The organism is Paraconexibacter sp. (assembly GCF_059438195.1).
Genome location: NZ_JBLKKY010000055.1, coordinates 1 through 19,929, shown reverse-complemented (window position 1 = coordinate 19,929; position 19,929 = coordinate 1). Strand labels below are relative to the sequence as shown.

Genomic DNA, 19,929 nt, shown 5'->3' with positions numbered 1-19,929 from the left:
AAACGTCATGCATGGACGTGTACGGTGCTCGTATGGCCGTCCTGTCACGCCGATCCGAGGGGTCCGAGGCGCGACGCGCGACCGAGGAGGCGCTCGTCGACGCGACCCTCGCGTGGCTCGGCGAGGGCGTGGCCTTCGCGGACCTCTCGATCGAGCAGATCGTCAAGCGGGCGGGGCTGTCGCGCCCGACGTTCTACTCGTACTTCCGCGACAAGCGAGCCCTGGTCCTCCACCTCGGCGTGGCGTTCGAGGAGGATCTCGCCGCCGTCGCGGGCCCGTGGCTCGAGAGTGCCGACGGCGACGTGCGCGACACCCTCGAGGGCGTCCTCCGCGTCTTCCAGCGCCACGCCGCCACGCTCGGCGCGGTCGTCGAGGCCGCCACGTACGACGTCGAGGTCGCGGAGTTCTGGCGCGCGTTCCACACTCGCTTCCGTCCGGGCGCCGAAGCGCGGGTCCGCGCGGGGACGCCGGACCTCGACGAGGAGTCGGTCCGGGCCCGCGGATACACCCTCGTCTACATGACGGAGAGCTCGATCACCGAGCACGTGCTGCGTCCCTCGGTCGACGAGCAGGCGCTCATCGCGCAGCTCGCGTTCGTCTGGGCCGCCGCGACGGCCGGCTGACCGCCCGCTGCGCTATCTCCGGGCGACGAGCAGGAGGGTGTGCCCCGCACGGGCCGCGTGCGGGCGGGCGCCCAGCGCCTCGTCGAGCGGGTGCAGCAGCCGCTGCATCCACGCCGGCATCCGCCGCCACGTGTAGGTGACCGCGGCGAGGCGCGGGGCGAGGCCCGCGGCGCTCGCCTCCGCGACCAGCACGTCGGGGTCGAGCGGGACGTCGTCCGGCGTGCCGTGGACCGCGGTCCCGAGGCCGAGGCGGTTCGCGAGCGCGAGCCCCGCCCCCACCGGATGGCGCACGCCCGGCTCGACCGCGACGAGGACGCCGCCGGGCCGCAGGAGGCGCGCCGCCTCGGCGAACACCGGGGCGAGCGGCTGCTGGAAGACGACGTGATGGAGCACGAGCCGGCAGAGGACGATGTCGAAGGACGCGTCGGCCAGGTCGTCCAGCTCGCCCGCGCGGCCGGGCGCGGCAGCGTCGGCCCGCCCGGTCTCGACGACCGAGTGCGCCCGCGCCGCGTCGAGGTCGTTCGCGACGAGACGCCACGCCGGGGCCTGGAAGAGGTGGCGGCCCGGGTGCCAGCCGGCCCCGATCGAGAGGACGTCGCCCCCGGCCTCGAGGTCGACGTGCCGCGCGAGGAGCCGCCTCTCGCGCTCCTTCATCCACGCGTCGTGCGTCGCGAGGGCCGACGCGCTCGACAGGCGGTCGAGGACGTTGTCGGGGTCGTACTCCTCGCTCACGCCCGGGCGAGCAGGGACCGACCCGACATCTCGGCCGGCTGCTCGGCGCCGAGGAGGTCGAGGACCGTCGGCGCGACGTCGGCGAGGATGCCGCCCTCGCGGAGCGTGAGACCGTCCGCCGGCACGCCGTCGGGAAGGACGACCACGAACGGCACGGGGTTGAGCGAGTGGGCGGTGTTCGGCGACCCGTCGGGCTCGAGCATGTGGTCGGCGTTGCCGTGGTCGGCGGTGACGACGAGCGCCCCGCCGCTCTCCGTGACGACGCGGACGACATCCGCGAGGCAGGTGTCGACGGTCTCGATCGCCTTCACCGCCGCCGGGATGACGCCGGTGTGGCCGACCATGTCGGGGTTCGCGAAGTTGATGATCCCGAAGGCGGGGTCGTCGCTCCTCCACGCCTCGACGAAGCGCTCGGCGGCCTCGCAGGCGCTCATCTCCGGCTTGTGGTCGTAGGTCGGGACGTCGCGCGGGGAGTCGGCGAGCTCGCGCCGCTCCCCCGCGTACGGCGTCTCCTCCCCGCCGTTGAAGAAGTACGTGACGTGCGGGTACTTCTCGGTCTCCGCGACGTGGAGCTGCGGGCGGCCCGTCGCGGCGACGACCGAGGCGAGCGTCACGCTCGGGCGATCGGGCGGGAAGGCGACCGCCCAGTCCCAGGACTCGTCGTACTCGGTGAGGCACGTGTACCGGGCGACCTTCGGGGCGAGGACCTCGGTGATCTGCCGCATCCGGTCGGGCCGGAAGTTGAACGCGAGCACGGAGTCCTCGGGCCGGATGCGCGCCTCGCCGTCGACCGTCGTCGCGGTGATGAACTCGTCGGTCTCCTCGCGGGCGTAGGCGGCCTCGACGGCGGCGCGGGCCGTCTCGGCGTGATGGTCGGCCTTCCCCTCGAGCAGGAGGTCGACAGCGGCCTGCGTGCGCTCCCGGCGCTTGTCGCGGTCCATCGCGTAGTAGCGGCCGATGACCGAGCCGACACGCGCGTTGCCGGCCTGCGCGCACGACGCCTCGACGTCGGAGACATACCCGGCGCCCGCGGTCGGCAGGGTGTCGCGGCCGTCGGTGAACGCGTGGACGACGAGCTCCTTCACGCCGAGCTGCGCGCCCATCTCGATGAGCGCCCGCAGGTGGCGGTCGGACGAGTGGACCCCGCCGTCGCTCACGAGCCCGATGAGGTGCACCCGCGTGTCGCGACCGGCCTCGAAGGCCTCGCGCAGCACCGCGTTCTCGGCGAGCGAGCCGTCCGCGACCGCGTCGTCGATGCGGGTGAGGTCCTGCCGCACGACCGCGCCCGCGCCGAGGTTGAGATGGCCGACCTCGCTGTTGCCCATCTGCCCCTCGGGCAGCCCGACCGCGCGCCCGCACGCCGTGAGCTCGGTGTGCGGGAACCGCTCCCAGAGGTCGTCGAACACCGGCGTCGACGCGAGCGACACCGCGTTGCCCGGGCCGGGAGGCGCGAGCCCCCAGCCGTCGAGGACGACGAGGCAGACCGACGGGAGCGGCGCCGGCACGGCGTCAGCCCTTCGCGCCCTGCGCGACCGCCGCCTCGACGATCGGCACGAACTTCTCGGGGTCGAGCGAGGCACCGCCGATGAGGCCGCCGTCGCAGTCGGGGAGGGCGAGCAGCTCGGCGGCGTTCTCGGCCTTCATCGAGCCGCCGTAGAGGATGCGCATCCGCGCCGCCTGCTCCTCGCTGCGGCCCGCGACGAGCGCGCGGACCCACGCGAGGGCGTCCTGCGCCTGCTCCGGGGTCGCCGTGACGCCCGTCCCGATGGCCCAGACCGGCTCGTAGGCGATGACGACCTCGGCGAGCCGCTCGGTCGGGACCTGCTCGAGCCCCTCCTGCACCTGATGCCGCAGCCGACGCTCGGTGTCGCCGTTCTCGCGCTCCTCCTCGGTCTCGCCGACGCAGAGGATCACCTTGAGACCGGCCTCCATCACGGCCGGCACCTTCTTGCCGAGCGCACGGTCGCTCTCGCCGAAGTACTGGCGACGCTCGGAGTGGCCGACGACCGCGCCGTGCACGTCGAGCTCGGCGAGCATCGGCGCCGACACCTCGCCGGTGAACGCCCCGCTCGCCTCCTCGTGCACGTTCTGGGCGTAGATCTCGACGCGCGAGCCGCGGGTCGAGTCCACCATCGCCTGAAGGGCGGTGAAGGGGACGCAGAGGGCGACGTCCGCGCCCTCGGTCGTCGAGACGCGCGGGAGGAGCGCCTGGATGAAGTCCTCCGCCTCCTCGACGGTCTTGTGCATCTTCCAGTTGCCGGCGATGAGCGGCGTACGTGACATCTAGCTGACTCCTCCGAGGATCTCGACCCCGGGAAGCGTCTTGCCCTCGATGAGCTCGAGCGACGCACCGCCCCCGGTCGACAGATGGGTGACCTGCGATTCCAGGCCGAACTGGGCGAGGGCGGCGGCGCTGTCGCCGCCACCGACGACGGTCGTCCCGCCGCAGCGTGCGACGGCTTCGGCGACGGCCTTCGTCCCGGCCGCGAACGGCTCGAGCTCGAAGGCGCCCATCGGGCCGTTCCAGAACACGGTGCCCGCCGGGACGATCTCGGCGGCGTAGCCCTCCGCGGTGCGCGGGCCGACGTCGAGGCCCATCCAGCCCTCCGGGACGTCGACGCCGTCGAGCGCGCGGACCTCCGCATCGGCGGCGAAGCGATCGCCGAGCACGAGGTCGGTCGGGAGCAGGAGCCGGCAGCCCTTCGCCTGCGCGTCGTCGAGGGCGCGCCTCGCGACGGGGATCCCGTCCTCCTCGCAGAGCGAGGAGCCGACCGAGTGGCCTTGGGCGGCGAAGAACGGGAAGCACATCGCGCCGCCGATGAGGATCGCGTCGGCGCGGTCGAGGAACGCGTCGATGACGCCGATCTTGTCGGTCACCTTCGCGCCGCCGACGATCGCGACGAGCGGCTTCGCCGGCGCCTTCAGGATGCCGGTGAGCGTCTCGACCTCGCGCTGGAGGAGGAGCCCGGCGGCGCTCGGCAGGAGCTTCGCGACCCCGTGGGTCGAGGCGTGCGCGCGGTGCGCCGCGCCGAACGCGTCGTTCACGTAGGCGTCGGCGAGGTCCGCGTAGCGACCGGCGAGCTCGGGGTCGTCCTTCGTCTCGCCCTTCTCGTAGCGGACGTTCTCGAGCATGACGACCGGCGCCGGCGGGATCGCGCTGGGGTCGAGCGAGGGCGCGAGCGCGACGTCGGTCGAGAGGAGCTCGCCGAGACGCGCCGCGACCGGGGCGAGCGACAGCTCGGGCTCGCGGTCCTTCGGCCGGCCGAGGTGGGCGCAGAGGATGATCCGGCCCTCCGCGCCGACCCGCTCGCTCAGCGCCTCGATCGTCGGGAGCGCCGCGCGGATGCGGGTGTCGTCGGTGATGCGACGCCCGCCGGCGCCGTCGTCGTCCAGGGGGACGTTGAAGTCCACCCGGACGAGGACGCGCTTGCCGGCGACGTCGAGATCGTCGAGCGTGCGCACGTGGCGGTGCCGGCTCCTAGAGGACCCGCTGGAGCAGATCGACGCAGCGGTTCGAGTAGCCCCACTCGTTGTCGTACCAGGAGACGACCTTCGCCATCGTCGTGCCCATCATCGCCGTGAGCTGCGCGTCGAAGATCGAGCTGTGCGGGTCGGTGACGATGTCGGTCGAGACGATCGGGTCCTCGGTGTAGCGGAGGATGCCCTTCATCGGCCCCTCGGCGGCGGCCTTCACGGCGGCGTTGAGCTCCTCGGCGCTCGTCTCGCGCGACGTGACGATCGTGAGGTCGACGACCGAGCCGGTCGGCACGGGGGCGCGGACGGCGAAGCCGTTGAGCTTGCCGTTGAGCTCCGGGAGGACGAGGCCGACGGCCTTCGCGGCACCCGTCGAGGTCGGGACGAGGTTCGTCGCGGCGGCACGCGCGCGGCGGAGGTCCTTGTGCGGGGCGTCGAGGAGCCGCTGGTCGCTCGTGTACGCGTGGATGGTCGTCATGAGGCCGTGCTCGATGCCGACGGCGTCGTGGACGGCCTTGGCGAACGGCGCGAGGCAGTTCGTCGTGCAGGACGCGTTCGAGATGACGTGGTGCTTGTCCTTGTCGTACTGGTCGTCGTTGACGCCGAGCACGAGGGTGACGTCCTCGTTCTTCGCGGGCGCGGAGATGATGACCTTCTTCACCGACCCGCCGAGATGGGCCTTCGCCTTCTCGCCGTCGGCGAAGAGGCCGGTGGACTCGAGGACGACGTCGACGTCGTGCGCCGCCCAGTCGATCGCCCCGGGGTCGCGCTCGGCGAACACCTTGATCGTGTTGCCGTCGACGCTGAGGCCGTCGCCGGTCGCCTCGACGGGCCCCGGGTACGGGCCGAGGATCGAGTCGTACTTGAGGAGATGCGCGAGCGTCTCGGAGTCCGTGAGGTCGTTGACCGCGACGAACTCGATGTCGGCGCCGGCCGTCTTCGCGGCACGGAACACGTTGCGGCCGATGCGGCCGAACCCGTTGATACCGACGCGTACGGGCATGGAGTCGATCCTTCCTGTCTGTCTCAGGTGCCGGGGAACGCCGCGCGCGTGAAGGGGTGCGGCGAGGGGGCTCCTACCCTAGTACCCGGCGCTCCGGACCGTCCTGCCGCCGACACGGCGTCACCCGGCGGCCCACGGGGGCCGATGTCTCAGTCCTGACCGGCGACGATCTCGACCCGGAGGCCGTCGGGGTCGCGGAGGTAGGCGGCGTAGTAGCGCGACCCGTACTGCGGCCGGGGCCCCGGCGGCCCGTCGTCCACCCCGCCCGCGCCGAGACCGCCGGCGTAGGCGGCGTCCACCGCCGCCCGGCCGGTCGCCTCGAGCGCGACGTGGCCGTAGCCGGGCTGCGGCGCCCGCCCCCTCTGCACGATCCAGAAGCGCGGGTCGAGCCGACCGTAGGCGACGGCGCCCTCGGCCTCGAACTGGCGACGGCACCCGAGCGGGAAGAAGACCGCGTCGTAGAAGGCGGCCGAGCGGGCGAGGTCGGACACCTCGAAGCCGACGTGGGCGAACACGGCGGAGGATCCTCGCCGCGCGCCCGGACGGATGGCCCGCGGTCGGCGTCCTCCGCGCCCCCCTCCGCCCGGTCAGGGGGTGCCGCGGCCCTTGTCGCGGTGGGCGACCTCGACGAAGAGGTCGTCGCGCTCGCGGTAGCGCTCCCCGAGGTGCTCCGCGATCGCGACCGAGCGGTGACGGCCGCCCGTGCACCCGATCCCGACCATGAGGTGCGTCTTGCCCTCGGCGAGGTACTGGGGCAGGAGGAAGTCGAGGAGCGGGACGAGGTGGCCGTAGAACTCGTCGAGGGTCCCGTCGCGCGAGACGTAGTCGACGATCCGCCGGTCCTCGCCGGTGAGCGGCCGCAGGTCCGGGACGTAGTGCGGGTTCGGCAGGAAGCGGACGTCGAACGCGAGGTCCGCGTCGCGCGGCGGACCGTGCTTGAAGCCGAAGCTCTGGAAGGTGACGGTGAGGCGCGTCGCGGTCTTGCGCGGGAGGAACGCATCGGCGATGCGGCGCCGCAGCGCATGCCCGTTGAGACCCGTCGTGTCGACGATCGCGTCGGCGCGGCCGCGGACCGGCGCGAGCAGCTCGCGCTCGTCGGCGATGCCGTGCGCCACCGACGACTCCGGGGCGAGCGGGTGGCGGCGACGCGTCTCCTTGTACCGCGTGAGAAGCGCCTCCTCGCTCGCCTCGAGGAAGAGGAGCTGGTGGGCGATGCCGCGCTCGTCGAGCTCGTCGAGCATCTCGCGCAGCCCCTCGAAGTAGGAGCCGCCGCGGACGTCGCTCACGACGGCGGCCCGCTCGACCTTCGACCCCTCGTGCATGAAGAGGTCGACGAGCGCCTTGATCATCTCCGGCGGGAGGTTGTCGACGCAGAAGTAGCCGGCGTCCTCGAAGACGTTCATCGCGGTCGACTTCCCCGCCCCGGAGAAGCCGGTGATGATGACGAGGTCGGCGAGCTTCGACCCGATCTCCTCGGCCGCCGCGTCAGGGTCTCCGGTCACCGCCATCGGCTCATGGTCGCAGCTCATCCCGAGGTGCGATGGAGGAAGTTGTAAAGATCGCGCGCGATCTTGCCCGGCAGGCCGGGGACCGCCTCGAGCTGCTCCCGGCTCGCCGACAGGATCGCCTCGGGGGAGCCGAAGTGCGAGAGCAGCAGGCGCTTGCGCGCCTCGCCGACGCCGGGGAGGTCGTCGAGGACCGACGCGGTCATCGCCGCGTCGCGACGCGTCCGGTGGTGGGTGATCGCGAACCGGTGCGCCTCGTCGCGCACCCGCTGCAGGAGCTGCAGCTCCGGCGTGTCGTGGGCGAGGACGATCGGGTCGGAGCGCCCGGGCACGAACACCTCCTCGATCCGCTTCGCGAGCGAGACGACCGCGACGCCGCGCTCCCGGAAGCCCTCGAGCGCCTCGACGCCGGCCGAGAGCTGCCCCTTGCCGCCGTCGATGACGATGACGTTCGGCAGCGTCGCGAAGCTCTCGTTGCGCTTCGGGTCGTGCGGGCTCAGCTCCTGCTGGGACTCCCACTGCGCGTACCGGCGGCGGAGCACCTCGTTCATCGACGCGAAGTCGTCCGGCCGGCCGATCCCCTCCGCACCGCGGATGTTGAACCGCCGGTAGTCCGACTTCTTCGGCGCCCCGCCCTCGAAGACGACCATCGACGCCGTCGTGTGCGTCCCCATGAGGTTGGAGATGTCGAAGCACTCGATGCGGACCGGGAGGACGTCGAGGCCGAGCGCCTCCTGCAGGCCGTCGAGGGCCTCGACCCGCTGCTGGCGACGCCGCTCGCTCTTCAGCTTCTCCTGGTCGAGCGCGAGCGCGGCGTTGCGCTCCGCGAGGTCGAGGATCCGCCTCTTGTCACCGCGCTCCGGGACGCGCAGCTCGACCGCCCGGCCGCGGCGCTCGGCGAGCGCGGACTGCAGCACGTCGAGGTCGGGGAGCTCGTGCTGGACGACGATCTGCGGGGGCACCGACGTCCCGTCGCCGTAGTACTGCAGGAGGAACTCGCTCGCGACCTCCCCCGCCCCGTGCTCGGACGGGTTCTCGAGGTAGAAGCTCTGGCGGTCGGCGAGGACGCCGTCCCGGACCTGGAAGACCTGCGCGTTCGCGTCCGTCCCCTCGACCGCGACCGCCACGACGTCGACGGTGCCGACCGACTCGTTCGCGACGCGCTGGCGCTCGAGCAGCGACTGGACGGCGCGCAGCCGGTTGCGCTCGAGCGCCGCCTGCTCGAACTCCTGGGCGGCGGCCGCCGCCTTCATCTTCGCCTCGAGGTCGCGCTCGATCTCGCGGTAGCGGCCGGAGAGGAACGCGACGACGCCGTCGATCGACTCGCGGTACTCCTCCTCGCTCACGTAGCCGACGCAGGGCGCCCCGCAGCGCTTGATGTAGTAGTCGAGGCACGGCGAGCCCGACCGCCGGCCGGGCTCCGTGCCGTTGCACGAGCGGAACAGGAAGATCTTCGTGAGGAGGTCGAGCGTCCCGCGGACGCGCTTCGCGCTCGAGTACGGCCCGAAGTAGAGGCGCCCCTTCCGGTGCTTCTCGCGGGTGAAGTAGACGCGCGGGAACGCCTCGTCCATCGAGATCGCGATGAACGGGTAGCTCTTGTCGTCCCGCAGCCGGATGTTGAACCGCGGCCGGTACTGCTTGATGAAGTTCTGCTCGGCGAGGAAGGCCTCGGTCTCGGACGCGACGAGGAGGAACTCGACGGACTCGATCGCGTCGACCATCTCGTAGGCGCCGCGCGTCACCGGGTTGGAGAAGTGCGACGCGACGCGCTTGCGGATCGACTTCGCCTTGCCGACGTAGATGACCTTCCCCTTCGCGTCGTGGAAGAGGTAGACGCCCGGGCCGTCGGGCAGGCTCGCGCGCTGCTCCGCGAGCCGGGTCCTGCGGCCTTCCGACGGCACCGTCGACATCCCCTCCGAGGATACGAGGGCCGGACCTCCGGCCCGTGCGAGGGTCGGCGCCTCAGGCGGCCTGGGCGAGGATCGCGTAGCCGGGCTCCGGGGCGACCTCCACCCGGCCGCGCCCCGCCCGCTTCGCGGCGTAGAGCGCCGCGTCGGCCGCCGCGAGCAGGCCGTCGAGCTCCGTGCCGTGCAGCGGCGCGGAGGCGAGCCCCGCCGACAGCCCCACCCCGGACGGCAGATCGTCGCGGGAGGCGCAGGCTGCCGAGAGCCGGTCCAGCAGCTCGACGGCGTGCGCGTGCACGGTCGCCCGCGGCGCGGTGCTCCACAGGACGAACTCGTCGCCGCCGAGCCGGGCCGGATGCCCGTATCCCGCGAGGAGGTGCGCGACCTCCCGCAGGACGGCGTCCCCCGTCGCGTGGCCGTGGGTGTCGTTGACGCTCTTGAACTCGTCGACGTCGACGAGGACGACCGTCCCCCACTCCCCGCGCTCGAGCGCATCCGCGACGCCGTGGGTCCAGTGGCGACGGTTCGCGATGCCGGTGAGGTCGTCGCACGAGGCGAGCCGCTCGAGCTGCGCGACGCGGCGCTGCAGGCCCGTGTCCATCGCCGTCGCGGTCGCCAGCGCGGTCTCCGTCGCGACCAGGTCGAGCACGTCGGCGTGGAGGTCGGCCCGCTCGAGCGCGCGCTGCAGGAGGTCCTGATCGGCGGGCGACCCGGCGAGCATCGCGGCGACGAGGTCGGCGACCTGGACGCAGGCGACCTCGGCGGTCGGGCAGGCCTCGCCGTCGTATCCGCCGTGGTGCCAGGCGATCGCCGCCGGCACGGGCTCCGGGATGCCCCACCGGCGGGCGAGCAGCGCGCCCGCCGCGGCGTGGTCGATGCCGAGCCGCTCGCGTTCGAGCGCGACGCGCTCGCGGCCGGACGGCGCGATTCGCGCGATCGCGTCGAGCGCCTCGTCGCCGAACGCCCGCGGGAGGACGAGCTTGCCGACGTCGTGGAGCAGCCCCGCGAGGTGCGCGAGGTCGCCGTGGTGTCCGGCGCGGTCGGCGACGCCCGCCGCGCCGACGGCGACCGAGAGCGAGTGGAGGTGGAGCTGCCCGTACGCCGCCCCGCCGCCCCCGCGGAAGCGCTCGAGGAAGCGGTAGGTCGCCGTCTCGAGCGTGAGACGCCGCAGCGCCTCGCGCCCGCAGAACATCACCGCCTGACGGATCGACGTCGCCCGGATCGTGTGCGACCGGGCCGCGGAGTTCGCGAACCGCAGCAGGTTCGCCGCGAAGCCGGCGTCGGCGGCCATCGCCGCGACGAGCTCGTCGTTCGTCGCGTTCGGATCGTCGACGACCTGGAGGATCCGGTCGACGGTGCCGTCGAAGACGGGAAGCCTGCCGAGGCCGTCGAGAGCGCTCTCGCAGCACCGCGCGGCGGCAGGGTCGAGCATTGCGGTCCAGTCCTGGACCCCGTTCGGGAACGTGCCATCCATGGCACCCCGTTCGTCGTCCGGGAGGGCGTCGTCCTTGAGCGTCGGCCCGCCGACCTCGACGGGTGGTCGTCCGCTCCGCGCTGTGCGAGGCTGGCCGCCATGGCGACGATGACGACCGTCCGGACCTGCCCCCTCTGCGAGGCGACCTGCGGCCTCGAGGTCACCGTCGACGACGGCCGCGTGACCCGTGTGCGCGGCGACGCCGACGACGTCTTCAGCGCGGGCTTCCTCTGCCCGAAGGGCGTCTCGCTCACCGAGCTGCACGACGATCCGGACAGGCTCCGCGCCCCGCTCGTGAAGCAGCCGGACGGGTCGTTCGCGGAGGCGACGTGGGACGGGGCGTTCGCCGCGGTCGACGAGGGCCTGCGCCGCGTCCAGGAGGCGCACGGCCGCGACGCGGTCGCCGCCTACCTCGGCAACCCGACCGCGCACAACCTCGGGCCGTCCGTCTACGGCCGCGTCCTCCTCAAGGCGCTGCAGACGCGCAACGTCTACTCGGCGAGCACCGTCGACCAGTATCCGAAGCAGATCGCGGCGGCCCACATGTTCGGGACGGCGGTGAGCGTGCCGATCCCCGACCTCGACCGCACGGACCTCCTCGTCGTCCTCGGCGCGAACCCGCTCGCGTCGAACGGCTCGCTCATGACGGCCCCGGACGTCCGCGGGCGGCTGCGGGCCCTGCGCGGCCGCGGGGGCCGCCTCGTCGTCGTCGACCCGCGCCGCACGCGGACGGCGCGAGAGGCCGACACGCACCTCCAGATCCGCCCGGGCACCGACGCCTTCCTCCTCGCCGCGCTCGCGCACGTCCTCTTCGCCGAGGACCTCGTCGACCTCGGCGCCGCCGAGGGCCTCGTCGCCGGGCTCGACGATCTGCGCGAGGCGGTCGCGCCGGTGACGCCGGAGCGCGCGGCCGCCGCGTGCGGGACGGACGCCGAGGCGATCCGCACCCTCGCGCGCGACCTCGCGGCGAGCCCGCGGCCCGCGGTCTACGGCCGGATCGGCACGACGACGCAGGCGTTCGGGACGACCGCGAGCTGGCTCGTCGACGCGGTGAACGTCCTCTGCGGGGCGCTCGACCGGCCGGGCGGCGCGATGTTCACGACGCCCGTCGCCGGGTCGCCGAACACCCAGGGCCGGCCCGGCCCGCACGGGCGCGGGACCCGCCCGGCCCGCTGGTCGAGCCGCGTCCGCGGGCTCGGCGAGGTCCTCGGCGAGCTGCCCGTCGCCTGCCTCGCCGAGGAGATCGAGACGCCGGGCGAGGGACAGGTCCGCGCGCTCCTCACCGTCGCGGGCAACCCCGTCGTCTCGACGCCGAACAGCGAGCGTCTCGATCGCGCGCTCGCCTCGCTCGACTTCATGGTGAGCGTCGACATCTACCTCAACGAGACGACCCGCCACGCCGACGTCGTCCTCCCCACGCCGTCGCCGTTCGAGCGCGCGCACTACGACCTCTTCCTTTACCCGTTCGCCGTCCGCGACATCGCGAACTACTCGCCGCCGACGCTCCGGGCTCCCGAGGGGATGCCCGACGAGTGGGAGACGCTGCTGCGGCTCGTCGGGATCGCGACCGGCCAGGGACCGGACGCCGACGTCGCCGCGATCGACGACGCGATCACCGCCGAGGCGGTGCGGCGCGAGTGCGCGACCGAGGGCTCCCCCGTCGAGGGCCGCGACCCGCAGGAGGTCCTCGCCGCGCTCGGCGAGCGGCGCGGTCCCGAGCGGATCCTCGACCTCTCGCTGCGCTGCGGCCCGTTCGGCGCCGGCTTCCCCGGGATCGGGGCGCCCGGTCCCGGTCTCGCCCGCGCGTCGGGCGCGGGACCCAACGGCGACGACCCGCTGCCCGCGACGCTCGCCGCCGCCCCTGACGGCGTCTCGCTCGGCGCCCTCGAGGGCGCGCCGCACGGCCTCGATCTCGGCCCGCTGAAGCGGCGGCTGCCCGAGGTCCTGCGCACGCCGAGCGGCAAGATCGAGCTCGCGCCCGAGGCCCTGCTCGCGGACGTCCCGCGGCTCGTCGAGGAGCTCGACGCGGCGGCCGAGCGCAGCGCCGCGAACGGGGACGCCGGCCTGCTCCTCATCGGCCGGCGCGACCTGCGCTCGAACAACTCGTGGATGCACAACCTGCCGCTCCTCGTCAGCGGGCCGGCGCGCTGCACGCTCCTCGTCCATCCCGACGACGCGGCGCGTCTCGGCCTCTCCGACGGCGGCAGCGCGTCGATCGCCTCCCGCGCCGGCTCGGTCGTCGCTCCCGTCGAGGTGAGCGACGAGATGATGCCCGGCGTCGTCTCGCTCCCGCACGGCTGGGGCCACGGGGCCGAGGGCGTCGACATGGGCGTGGCGCGCGAGCACGCCGGCGTCAACTCGAACGTCCTCACCGACGAGACGGTCGTCGAGCCGATCACCGGGACCGCCGTCCTCAACGGGATCCCGGTCACCGTCGCCGCGGCCTGACCGACCGCCGCATCCCGCCTGACGTTCCTCACGCTGGGCGTGAGGAACGTCAGGTCGGGGGCGTGATGCGCGGCCTCAGCGGCCGACGCCGACCGCCTTCGCGAGCTGCTCGCCGCGCATGGGTCCGCCGCGCGCCTTCTCGTAGCCGGTGAAGAGGATCGCGACGTAGCCGCCGTCGCGCGCGTCCGGGGGAAGCTCGGCGTCGAGCTTCCACTCGCCGTCGTCGATCTCGGCCCGGTCGGTGAAGAGGAAGGGGCGGCCCGCCGCGTCGGAGTACTCCACCTTGATCCGCACGACGCCGCGCGCCCGGGAGGAGATCGTGCCCTCGGCGAGGAGCCGGCCGTCCCGGATCTCGAGCCGCTCCCGGGTGAGCCGGGCCTTCTGGTCGGCCGCGCGCAGCCGCACCGACTGGTCGCGCACGCCGGGCGCCCCGTCCTTGCCCGCGAACCGCAGGGTGAAGATCCCCGTGTCCTTGCGCGACTGCCGCGCGGGGAGCCGCTGGTCGATCCGGATCGTGCCCTCGTCGACGGTCTCCTCGAAGCGCGTCCGGCGACCGCTCGAGACGTAGCTGATCTCGACGTCCTCGTCGTCGATCCGGCTCGTCATCCGCGCGAGGACGTCGAGGCGACGCCGGCTGCCGTCCCGCGGGACGCCGGCGCGGCGGACCTGGATCTTCGCCGAGTACGGCGGCTCGACGACCGCCGTGGCGAGAGGAGCGACGAACGGGAACACCGGCGCGGGAGCGGGCGCGGGCGCCGGTGGAGGCGCAGGCGGCGGCGGAGGCGCCTCGACGGTGAAGGCTCGCTGCGCGGGAGTCGGGTCGGCGTTGCCGACGACGTCGGTCGCCGTCACCGAGACCGTGTGCGGACCGACGGCGAGCGCGGGGGTCGTGAACGTCGTCGTGCACGGCGCGGGCGCGCCGCCGTCGATCGCGCACGCGAACGACGCCCGGCGCTCGGTCGCCGAGAACGTGAAGGTCGGGCTCGAGTCGCTCGTCGGCCCGGACGGCCCGGACTCGATCGTCGTGTCGGGCGGGGTCGTGTCCGGGCACTCTCCGCTCACGACGCGGCGGAAGACCTGCGTCGCGTCGTTCGTCGTCCACCCGGGGTCGAGGTTCGCCGCCGACGAGGCGAAGGCGACGCAGTGCCCGTCGGCGGAGATCGCGGGCGTCTCCGAGGCGGCGTCGCCGAGAGCATCGCCCGGCGACGCCGAGCGGCTCGCGAGCACCGGGTCGGCCGCGGGGTTCGCGAGGTCCTTCACGAAGACGTCGGCGACGCCGTTGGCGTCGGCGCCCCCGCCGAGGAGGTTCGTCGCCGTCGAGCGGAACGCGACGGTCGTCCCGTCCTCGGAGAGCGACGGCTGCACCGAGTGGCCGTCGGGCGTCGCCCCGCCGCTGCCATCGCTCCCGAGGAGGATCTCGTGGGTCGCGAGGTCGCGGACGAGGACGCTCGCGAGGCCGTGCGTCGCGTCGGGGTGGAGGTTGCTCGACGAGGAGCTGAACGCGACGCGCATCGCGTCGCCCGACAGGCTCGGCGCGCGAGACGGCTGGTCGCCGCCGGCGCCGTCGGCGCCGGCCGCCCGGCTCGCGCGGACGGTCGTCCCGGCGGCGACGTCGCGGACGAAGACGTCCTCGGCGGCGTTGTCGGCACCCGGCGCGAGATCGGCGGTGGACTCGAACGCGATGTGCGAGCCGTCCCAGTCGAGGGACAGGTCGGTCGGGTCGGCCGTCGGCACCGACTCGTCGTCGGCCTGGTGGACGTAGGTCGTCGTGCCGGCGGCGAGGTCGCGGACGTAGAGCTCCTCGCGGCCCGCGAACGGGCCGAGCGCCACGGCCGGGTCGAGGTCGGCGCCGTCGGCGCAGAGGAACGCGACGCGGTTGCCGTCCCCGGAGATCGCGGACCGCTGGCAGATCGCCGGTGACGGCGTCGCGATCGCGGTCGGGCGGCTCACGAGCGTCGTCGCACCGGCCTCGACGTCACGGACGTAGACCTGCACGTTGCTGCCCGCTCCGGGCCGCAGGTCCGCGGCCTGCGAGTCGAACGCGACGCGGTCGCCGTCGGCGGAGATCGACGCTCCGCTCACCCCGCCGCCCTTCGCGGGGTGGCCCGGCGAGGCCGTGCCGGCGCCGGCGACGTCGACCTGGACGGTCTCGTCGGTCGCGGTGTCGCGTCGGAAGACGTGAGCGCCCGCGACGTCCGCCGCCGGGAAGCTCGCGAGGTCGACGAGCGCGTCGTTCGCCGAGCGGAACACGACGTGACGCCCATCCCACGAAGCGGCCCGGTCGCCGCTCGTCGACTCGAGGTCGCCGTTGCCCGTGAACGGCCCCGTGCCGCTCGGTCGGGTGACGTAGAGCGTCGTGTCGGGTGCGGTCGGGTGACTCGAGCGGCGGCGGACGAACGCGCGGACGAAGCCGTCGTCGTCGTCGGCCGACAGGGCGTCCGTCGTCGCATGGGAGCCGCCCGCGAAGGCGACGGTGCTCCCGTCCCCGGAGATCGCTGCGTCCTGCGCGCCGGCGACGGCGCCCGTCGCCCCGGTCTGCCGGCTCACGAACTCGGTCGTCCCCGCGGTGAGGTCGCGGACGTACGTCGTCGTCGTGCTGTCGCCGTCGCCCGCGACGAGGCCCTGGGCCCCGGACTGGAAGGCGACGAGGGTCCCGGCGTCGTCGATCGCGGCCTGCGTCCCGACGTTGAGACCCGAGATCTCGGTGTCGTCGTCCTTGAGGCTCGCGCGGACGGTGGAGTCGGCGTTGAGATCGCGCACGAAGACGTCGATCGACCCGTTGCCGTCCCCCGCGACGAGATCGGTCGCGGCCGACTCGAAGGCGACGAAGTCGCCGTTGCCCGAGATCGCCGCGTTGCGGGAGAAGCCGTCGCCCGCCGCGGTCGCCGCACCGGTCGGCCGGGAGGCGAGCACCGTCTGGTCGGTGCTCAGCGTGCGGACATAGACGTCGAACGTGCCGTTCGTGTCGAGAGCGGCGTTCTCGAGGTCTCCGCTGTTCGTGTAGAAGGCGACGACGTCGCCGTCGTCGCTGAGGCTCGGCGCCGAGCCGAAGCGCGCGTCGCCGCCCGCGCCGTCGATGCGGGAGGCGAGGATCGTCGTCGCCGCGGCGATGTGACGCACGTAGACGTCGCCGCTGCCGTTGGTGTCGTTCGTCGTGTCGACCTGGACGTCCGTCACGAAGGCGACGTGGGACCCGTCCCCGTCGATCGACGGCCTGCTCGCACCGCCGACCGCCGAGGTGCCGAGGTGGGCGGCGCTCACGAGCGTCGTCGTGTCGGACGCGATGTCGCGGACGTAGACGTCCTTCGAGCCGTTCGTGTCGCTCACCGGATCGAGCGCGGCCGTCGTCTCGAAGGCGACGCGGGTCCCGTCATCGGAGATCGCGGGCAGCGAGCTGTCGGCGTCGGCGGGCGCGCCCGCGACGCCGGTCCGCCGGCTCACGAGGATCGTCGTGTCGGTCTGCGTGTCGCGGACGAACACGTTCTCGACGCTGTCGTCGTCCTCGCTCGACATCCCGTCTGCCGTCGAGGAGAACGCGACGAAGCGGCCGTCCTGGGAGAGGTTCGCGTTCTCGCCGTGCTTCGTCAGCCCTGCCGCTCCGCCCAGACTGCTGTCGCCGGTGAGCCCGGCCGGCACGCCGCTGGTGCCCGTCGGCTGGGAGACGAGGCGGGTGTCACCTGGCCCTGCCGCGACACCGATCGCGGCGACGATCGCGACGAGCACGAGCGTCGCCGCCATCGCTCCTGCGAGACGTCGGCTGCGCGGCATCGTGCTCTCCCCTCGTCCTCGTCGGTCGTGTGTGCGCCGACCGACACGACGATCGAACCGCGTCCGGCATCGCCGATCAAGGGGCTGAGACGGATATGGGACCGACCTGGGCCGCACCGCGGGCGCCGCCCCGCCGCGCGGCGCGGTATGAACGCGGCCGCGGCGGGTACCGTCGCCGGACCGTGGCCAGCGACGCCGACATCCGCCGTGCCGCCCGCGAGCGCTTCGGCTGGCCGAACCTGCGCCCGGGCCAGCTCGAGGCCGTGCGCAGCGTGCTCGCCGGCCGCGACACGCTCGCGATCATGGCGACCGGCGGCGGGAAGTCCGCGATCTATCAGATCGCCGGGCTCTTCCTCGACGGCCCGACGGTCGTCGTCTCGCCGCTCATCGCCCTGCAGCGCGACCAGGTCGAGCAGGCCGAGGACGCCGACAGCGGCGGCGCCGTCGAGCTCAACTCGACGCTGAGCGACGCGCAGCGGGAAGAGGTCCTCCGGGCGCTCGAGTCGTGGGAGGTCGAGCACGTCCTGCTCGCGCCGGAGCAGCTCGCCCGCGCCGACACCCGCGAGCGGCTGGCCGCAGCGCGACCGTCGCTCTTCGTCGTCGACGAGGCCCACTGCGTGAGCGAGTGGGGGCATGACTTCCGGCCGGACTACCTCGAGCTCGCCGCCGCCGCCGACGCGCTCGGCCGGCCGCCGATCCTCGGGCTCACGGCGACGGCCGCCCCGCCGGTGCGGGCCGAGATCATCGAGCGGCTCGGCCTCGACGAGCCGAAGGTCGTCGTCCGCGGCTTCGACCGGCCGAACCTCTGGCTCGGCGTGCGGCGGATCACCGGTGATGCCGACGACAAGCGCCGCGCCGTCCTCGACCGCGTCGTCGAGCTCGGCGGGACCGGCATCGTGTACGTCGCGACGCAGAAGGCGACCGAGGAGGTCGCGCGCGAGCTGCGGGAGCGCGACGTCCGCGCGACCGCCTACCACGGCGGCATGAGCGACGCGAAGCGCGACCGCGCGCAGGACGCGTTCATGGACGACGACGGGGACGTCGACGTCATGGTCGCGACGATCGCCTTCGGCATGGGCGTCGACAAGCCGGACGTCCGCTGGGTGGTCCACCACGACGTCTCGGAGTCGGTCGACGCCTACTGGCAGGAGGCGGGTCGCGCGGGCCGCGACGGCGAGCCCGCCCGCGCCGAGCTCTTCTACCGGCCCGAGGACCTCGGGCGCCGGCGCTTCTTCGCGAGCGGGCGCGTCGACCGCGCGACGATGGAGCGCGTCGCCACCGTCCTCGACGCCCACGGCCAGCCCGTCGACCCGCGCGAGGTCGCCGACCGGCTGGCCCTCTCGCGCTCCAAGCTGACGACGATCGTCCACCGCCTCGAGGACGCCGGCATCGTCGAGGTCCTCGACGACGGTCGGGTCGCCGCGGTCGGCGGCGCCGACGTCGACGACGGCGTGGAGGCCGCGGCCCAGGCCGAGGAGGACCGGCACAGCTTCGACCGCTCGCGCGTCGAGATGATGCGCGGGTACGCCGAGCACGACGGCTGCCGCCGCGCCTACGTCCTCGGGTACTTCGGCGAGGGCTACGAGCCCCCGTGCGGCGCATGCGACGTCTGCGACGCCGGCCGCGGTTCCGAGGACGAGGCGGACAGCGCCTACCACGTCGGCGAGCGCGTCGAGCACCCGACGTTCGGGCACGGGACCGTCCAGCGCGTCGGCGACGGCGAGCTCGTCGTCGTCTTCGACCGCATCGGCTACCGGACGCTCTCGGAGGACCTCGTCGAGGAGCGGGGCCTCCTCGAGGAGGAGGAGGAGGAGGAGGAGGACGAGGAGAGCGCCGGCCACGGCGGCTGAGCGCCGCGCCGCGGACCGCGGCGCGAGAACTCAAAGGCGGCCCGCATGCGACACGGTCCGAGTTCTCGCCGGTGGACGGCGCGGGGCTCGTCTCGCATCAGCGCACGAGCCTCACCGGCATGCCCGCCGCCCCCAGGCCGGCGCCGTCGCCGGTCCCGAGGACGAGCGCGAGGATCCTCGCGACGTAGGCGCGGGTCTCCGCGTACGGGCCTGCGCAGCCGCAGCGGCGGACGGCCTCCGGGCCCGCGTTGTAGGCGGCGAGCGCGAGCGGGACGCTGCCGAACAGGCGGAGGAGGTCGCGCATGAGGTGGGCCTGAGCGTCGATCGCCGCGACCGGGTCGAACGGGTCGCGCAACCCGTACTGGCGCGCGGTCCCCGGCATGAACTGCGCGATGCCGAGCGCACCGGCCGACGAGCGCGCGTGCGGGTCGAACCCCGACTCGGCGCGCAGCTGCGCGGCGAGCAGCACCGCGCCGACGTTCCACCGCTGCGCCGCCCGCGAGAGCGCCGCGCGGTATCCCGCGGGCACCCAGGCGGGCAGGGCCGTCCCCGCGGCGCCGTCCCCGCTCGGCCGACGGCCGCCGTACCCGACCGACGCGCTGCCCGCGTTGCGGGCGTACCCCCAATGCCAGGGCTCCCACGAGTACCGCTGGACGAAGCCGAATCGCGGGGCGTGGCGCGCGAGCCAGCCGTACGCCGAGCGCGGGCCGATGTCGAGCTCGGTGCCGAGACGGTGGAGGCTGCGGCCGGGCGGCGCGACCCACTTCGGGTCCGGCCGGCGCGCGAAGAGCACCGCCTGCTCGGCGTCGCCGCGGTAGCCGGACACGACGACGAGCGCCACGCCGTCGGCCTCCGCGGCCTCACGCATCCGATCGTAGGCGCGCGCGACGTCGGGGCGCATCGGCTTGCCGTCGCGGTGGGCCAGCGGGCCCGCGTACTCCCCCGCTGCGCCCGCGGCCGCGCCGGCGGGAACGCCCGACGGCGGCACGAGCTCGGCCTCGGCCACCGCACCCGCGGGCACCGCGACGCCGAAGGCGCGCACGTCGTCGGCGACGGTGACGACGACGCGGACCGGCACGTCGTCGGCGCCGGCCCCCGGCGGGCGGGGGAACCGGACGCGCACGTCGCGGGCGCCGTTGCGCCGGGCC

The 19,929-nt window shown here is 74.1% G+C and carries 14 protein-coding genes; 3 read left to right on the top strand and 11 right to left on the bottom strand.

Going from position 1 to position 19,929, the window contains the following annotated elements; genetic code table 11:
* Positions 1-32 precede the first annotated feature (32 nt).
* Entirely contained in the window at positions 33-623 is a 591-nt protein-coding gene (locus tag ACME2J_RS16725) for a TetR/AcrR family transcriptional regulator (protein WP_495546073.1), read from the top strand.
* Positions 624-635: 12 nt separating this feature from the next.
* On the opposite strand, the gene ACME2J_RS16720 is transcribed toward ACME2J_RS16725, so the two are convergent.
* From ACME2J_RS16720 to ACME2J_RS16680, 9 genes are all read right to left on the bottom strand, one after another.
* On the bottom strand, positions 636-1,355 hold the full coding sequence (locus tag ACME2J_RS16720) for a class I SAM-dependent methyltransferase (protein ID WP_495546072.1): 720 nt from the start codon (positions 1,353-1,355) through the stop codon (positions 636-638).
* Positions 1,352-2,860 carry a 2,3-bisphosphoglycerate-independent phosphoglycerate mutase gene (gene gpmI, locus ACME2J_RS16715; RefSeq protein ID WP_495546071.1) on the bottom strand — a complete coding sequence of 503 codons (1,509 nt, stop codon included), beginning with the start codon at positions 2,858-2,860 and terminating at the stop codon, positions 1,352-1,354. Before gpmI ends, ACME2J_RS16720 begins: the two co-directional genes overlap by 4 nt.
* A gap of 4 nt (positions 2,861-2,864) precedes the next feature.
* Positions 2,865-3,638: a triose-phosphate isomerase gene (gene tpiA / locus ACME2J_RS16710; RefSeq protein ID WP_495546070.1), complete on the bottom strand. Its 774-nt coding sequence runs from the start codon at positions 3,636-3,638 to the stop codon at positions 2,865-2,867.
* Positions 3,639-4,817, bottom strand: coding sequence for a phosphoglycerate kinase (locus ACME2J_RS16705; protein ID WP_495546069.1), 1,179 nt, complete (start codon positions 4,815-4,817; stop codon positions 3,639-3,641).
* Between the two features lie 16 nt (positions 4,818-4,833).
* Positions 4,834-5,832 (bottom strand): type I glyceraldehyde-3-phosphate dehydrogenase, encoded by a 999-nt coding sequence (gap, locus tag ACME2J_RS16700; RefSeq protein WP_495546068.1) that lies wholly within the window; start codon positions 5,830-5,832, stop codon positions 4,834-4,836.
* Between the two features lie 149 nt (positions 5,833-5,981).
* The gene (locus ACME2J_RS16695; RefSeq protein WP_495546067.1) at positions 5,982-6,347 is read right to left on the bottom strand and encodes a VOC family protein; all 366 of its coding nucleotides are present in this window, start codon (positions 6,345-6,347) and stop codon (positions 5,982-5,984) included.
* Positions 6,348-6,419: 72 nt separating this feature from the next.
* Positions 6,420-7,340, bottom strand: coding sequence for an RNase adapter RapZ (rapZ, locus tag ACME2J_RS16690; protein WP_495546066.1), 921 nt, complete (start codon positions 7,338-7,340; stop codon positions 6,420-6,422).
* A 17-nt stretch (positions 7,341-7,357) separates the two neighbouring features.
* On the bottom strand, positions 7,358-9,247 hold the full coding sequence (gene uvrC, locus ACME2J_RS16685) for an excinuclease ABC subunit UvrC (RefSeq protein WP_495546065.1): 1,890 nt from the start codon (positions 9,245-9,247) through the stop codon (positions 7,358-7,360).
* Positions 9,248-9,299: 52 nt separating this feature from the next.
* Positions 9,300-10,715, bottom strand: coding sequence for a sensor domain-containing diguanylate cyclase (locus ACME2J_RS16680; RefSeq protein WP_495546064.1), 1,416 nt, complete (start codon positions 10,713-10,715; stop codon positions 9,300-9,302).
* 108 nt (positions 10,716-10,823) lie between these two features.
* Here ACME2J_RS16680 and ACME2J_RS16675 point away from each other — a divergent pair, with 108 nt between their 5' ends.
* Positions 10,824-13,163, top strand: a complete 2,340-nt coding sequence (locus tag ACME2J_RS16675) for a molybdopterin oxidoreductase family protein (protein ID WP_495546084.1) — start codon at positions 10,824-10,826, stop codon at positions 13,161-13,163.
* Positions 13,164-13,238: 75 nt separating this feature from the next.
* On the opposite strand, the gene ACME2J_RS16670 is transcribed toward ACME2J_RS16675, so the two are convergent.
* Positions 13,239-16,931, bottom strand: coding sequence for a hypothetical protein (locus tag ACME2J_RS16670; RefSeq protein ID WP_495546063.1), 3,693 nt, complete (start codon positions 16,929-16,931; stop codon positions 13,239-13,241).
* A gap of 182 nt (positions 16,932-17,113) precedes the next feature.
* Here ACME2J_RS16670 and ACME2J_RS16665 point away from each other — a divergent pair, with 182 nt between their 5' ends.
* Positions 17,114-18,781 (top strand): RecQ family ATP-dependent DNA helicase, encoded by a 1,668-nt coding sequence (locus tag ACME2J_RS16665; protein ID WP_495546062.1) that lies wholly within the window; start codon positions 17,114-17,116, stop codon positions 18,779-18,781.
* Between the two features lie 97 nt (positions 18,782-18,878).
* Here ACME2J_RS16665 and ACME2J_RS16660 read toward each other — a convergent pair.
* Positions 18,879-19,929 (bottom strand): lytic transglycosylase domain-containing protein (locus tag ACME2J_RS16660; protein WP_495546061.1); only part of this gene is annotated, 1,051 nt, incomplete at its 5' end.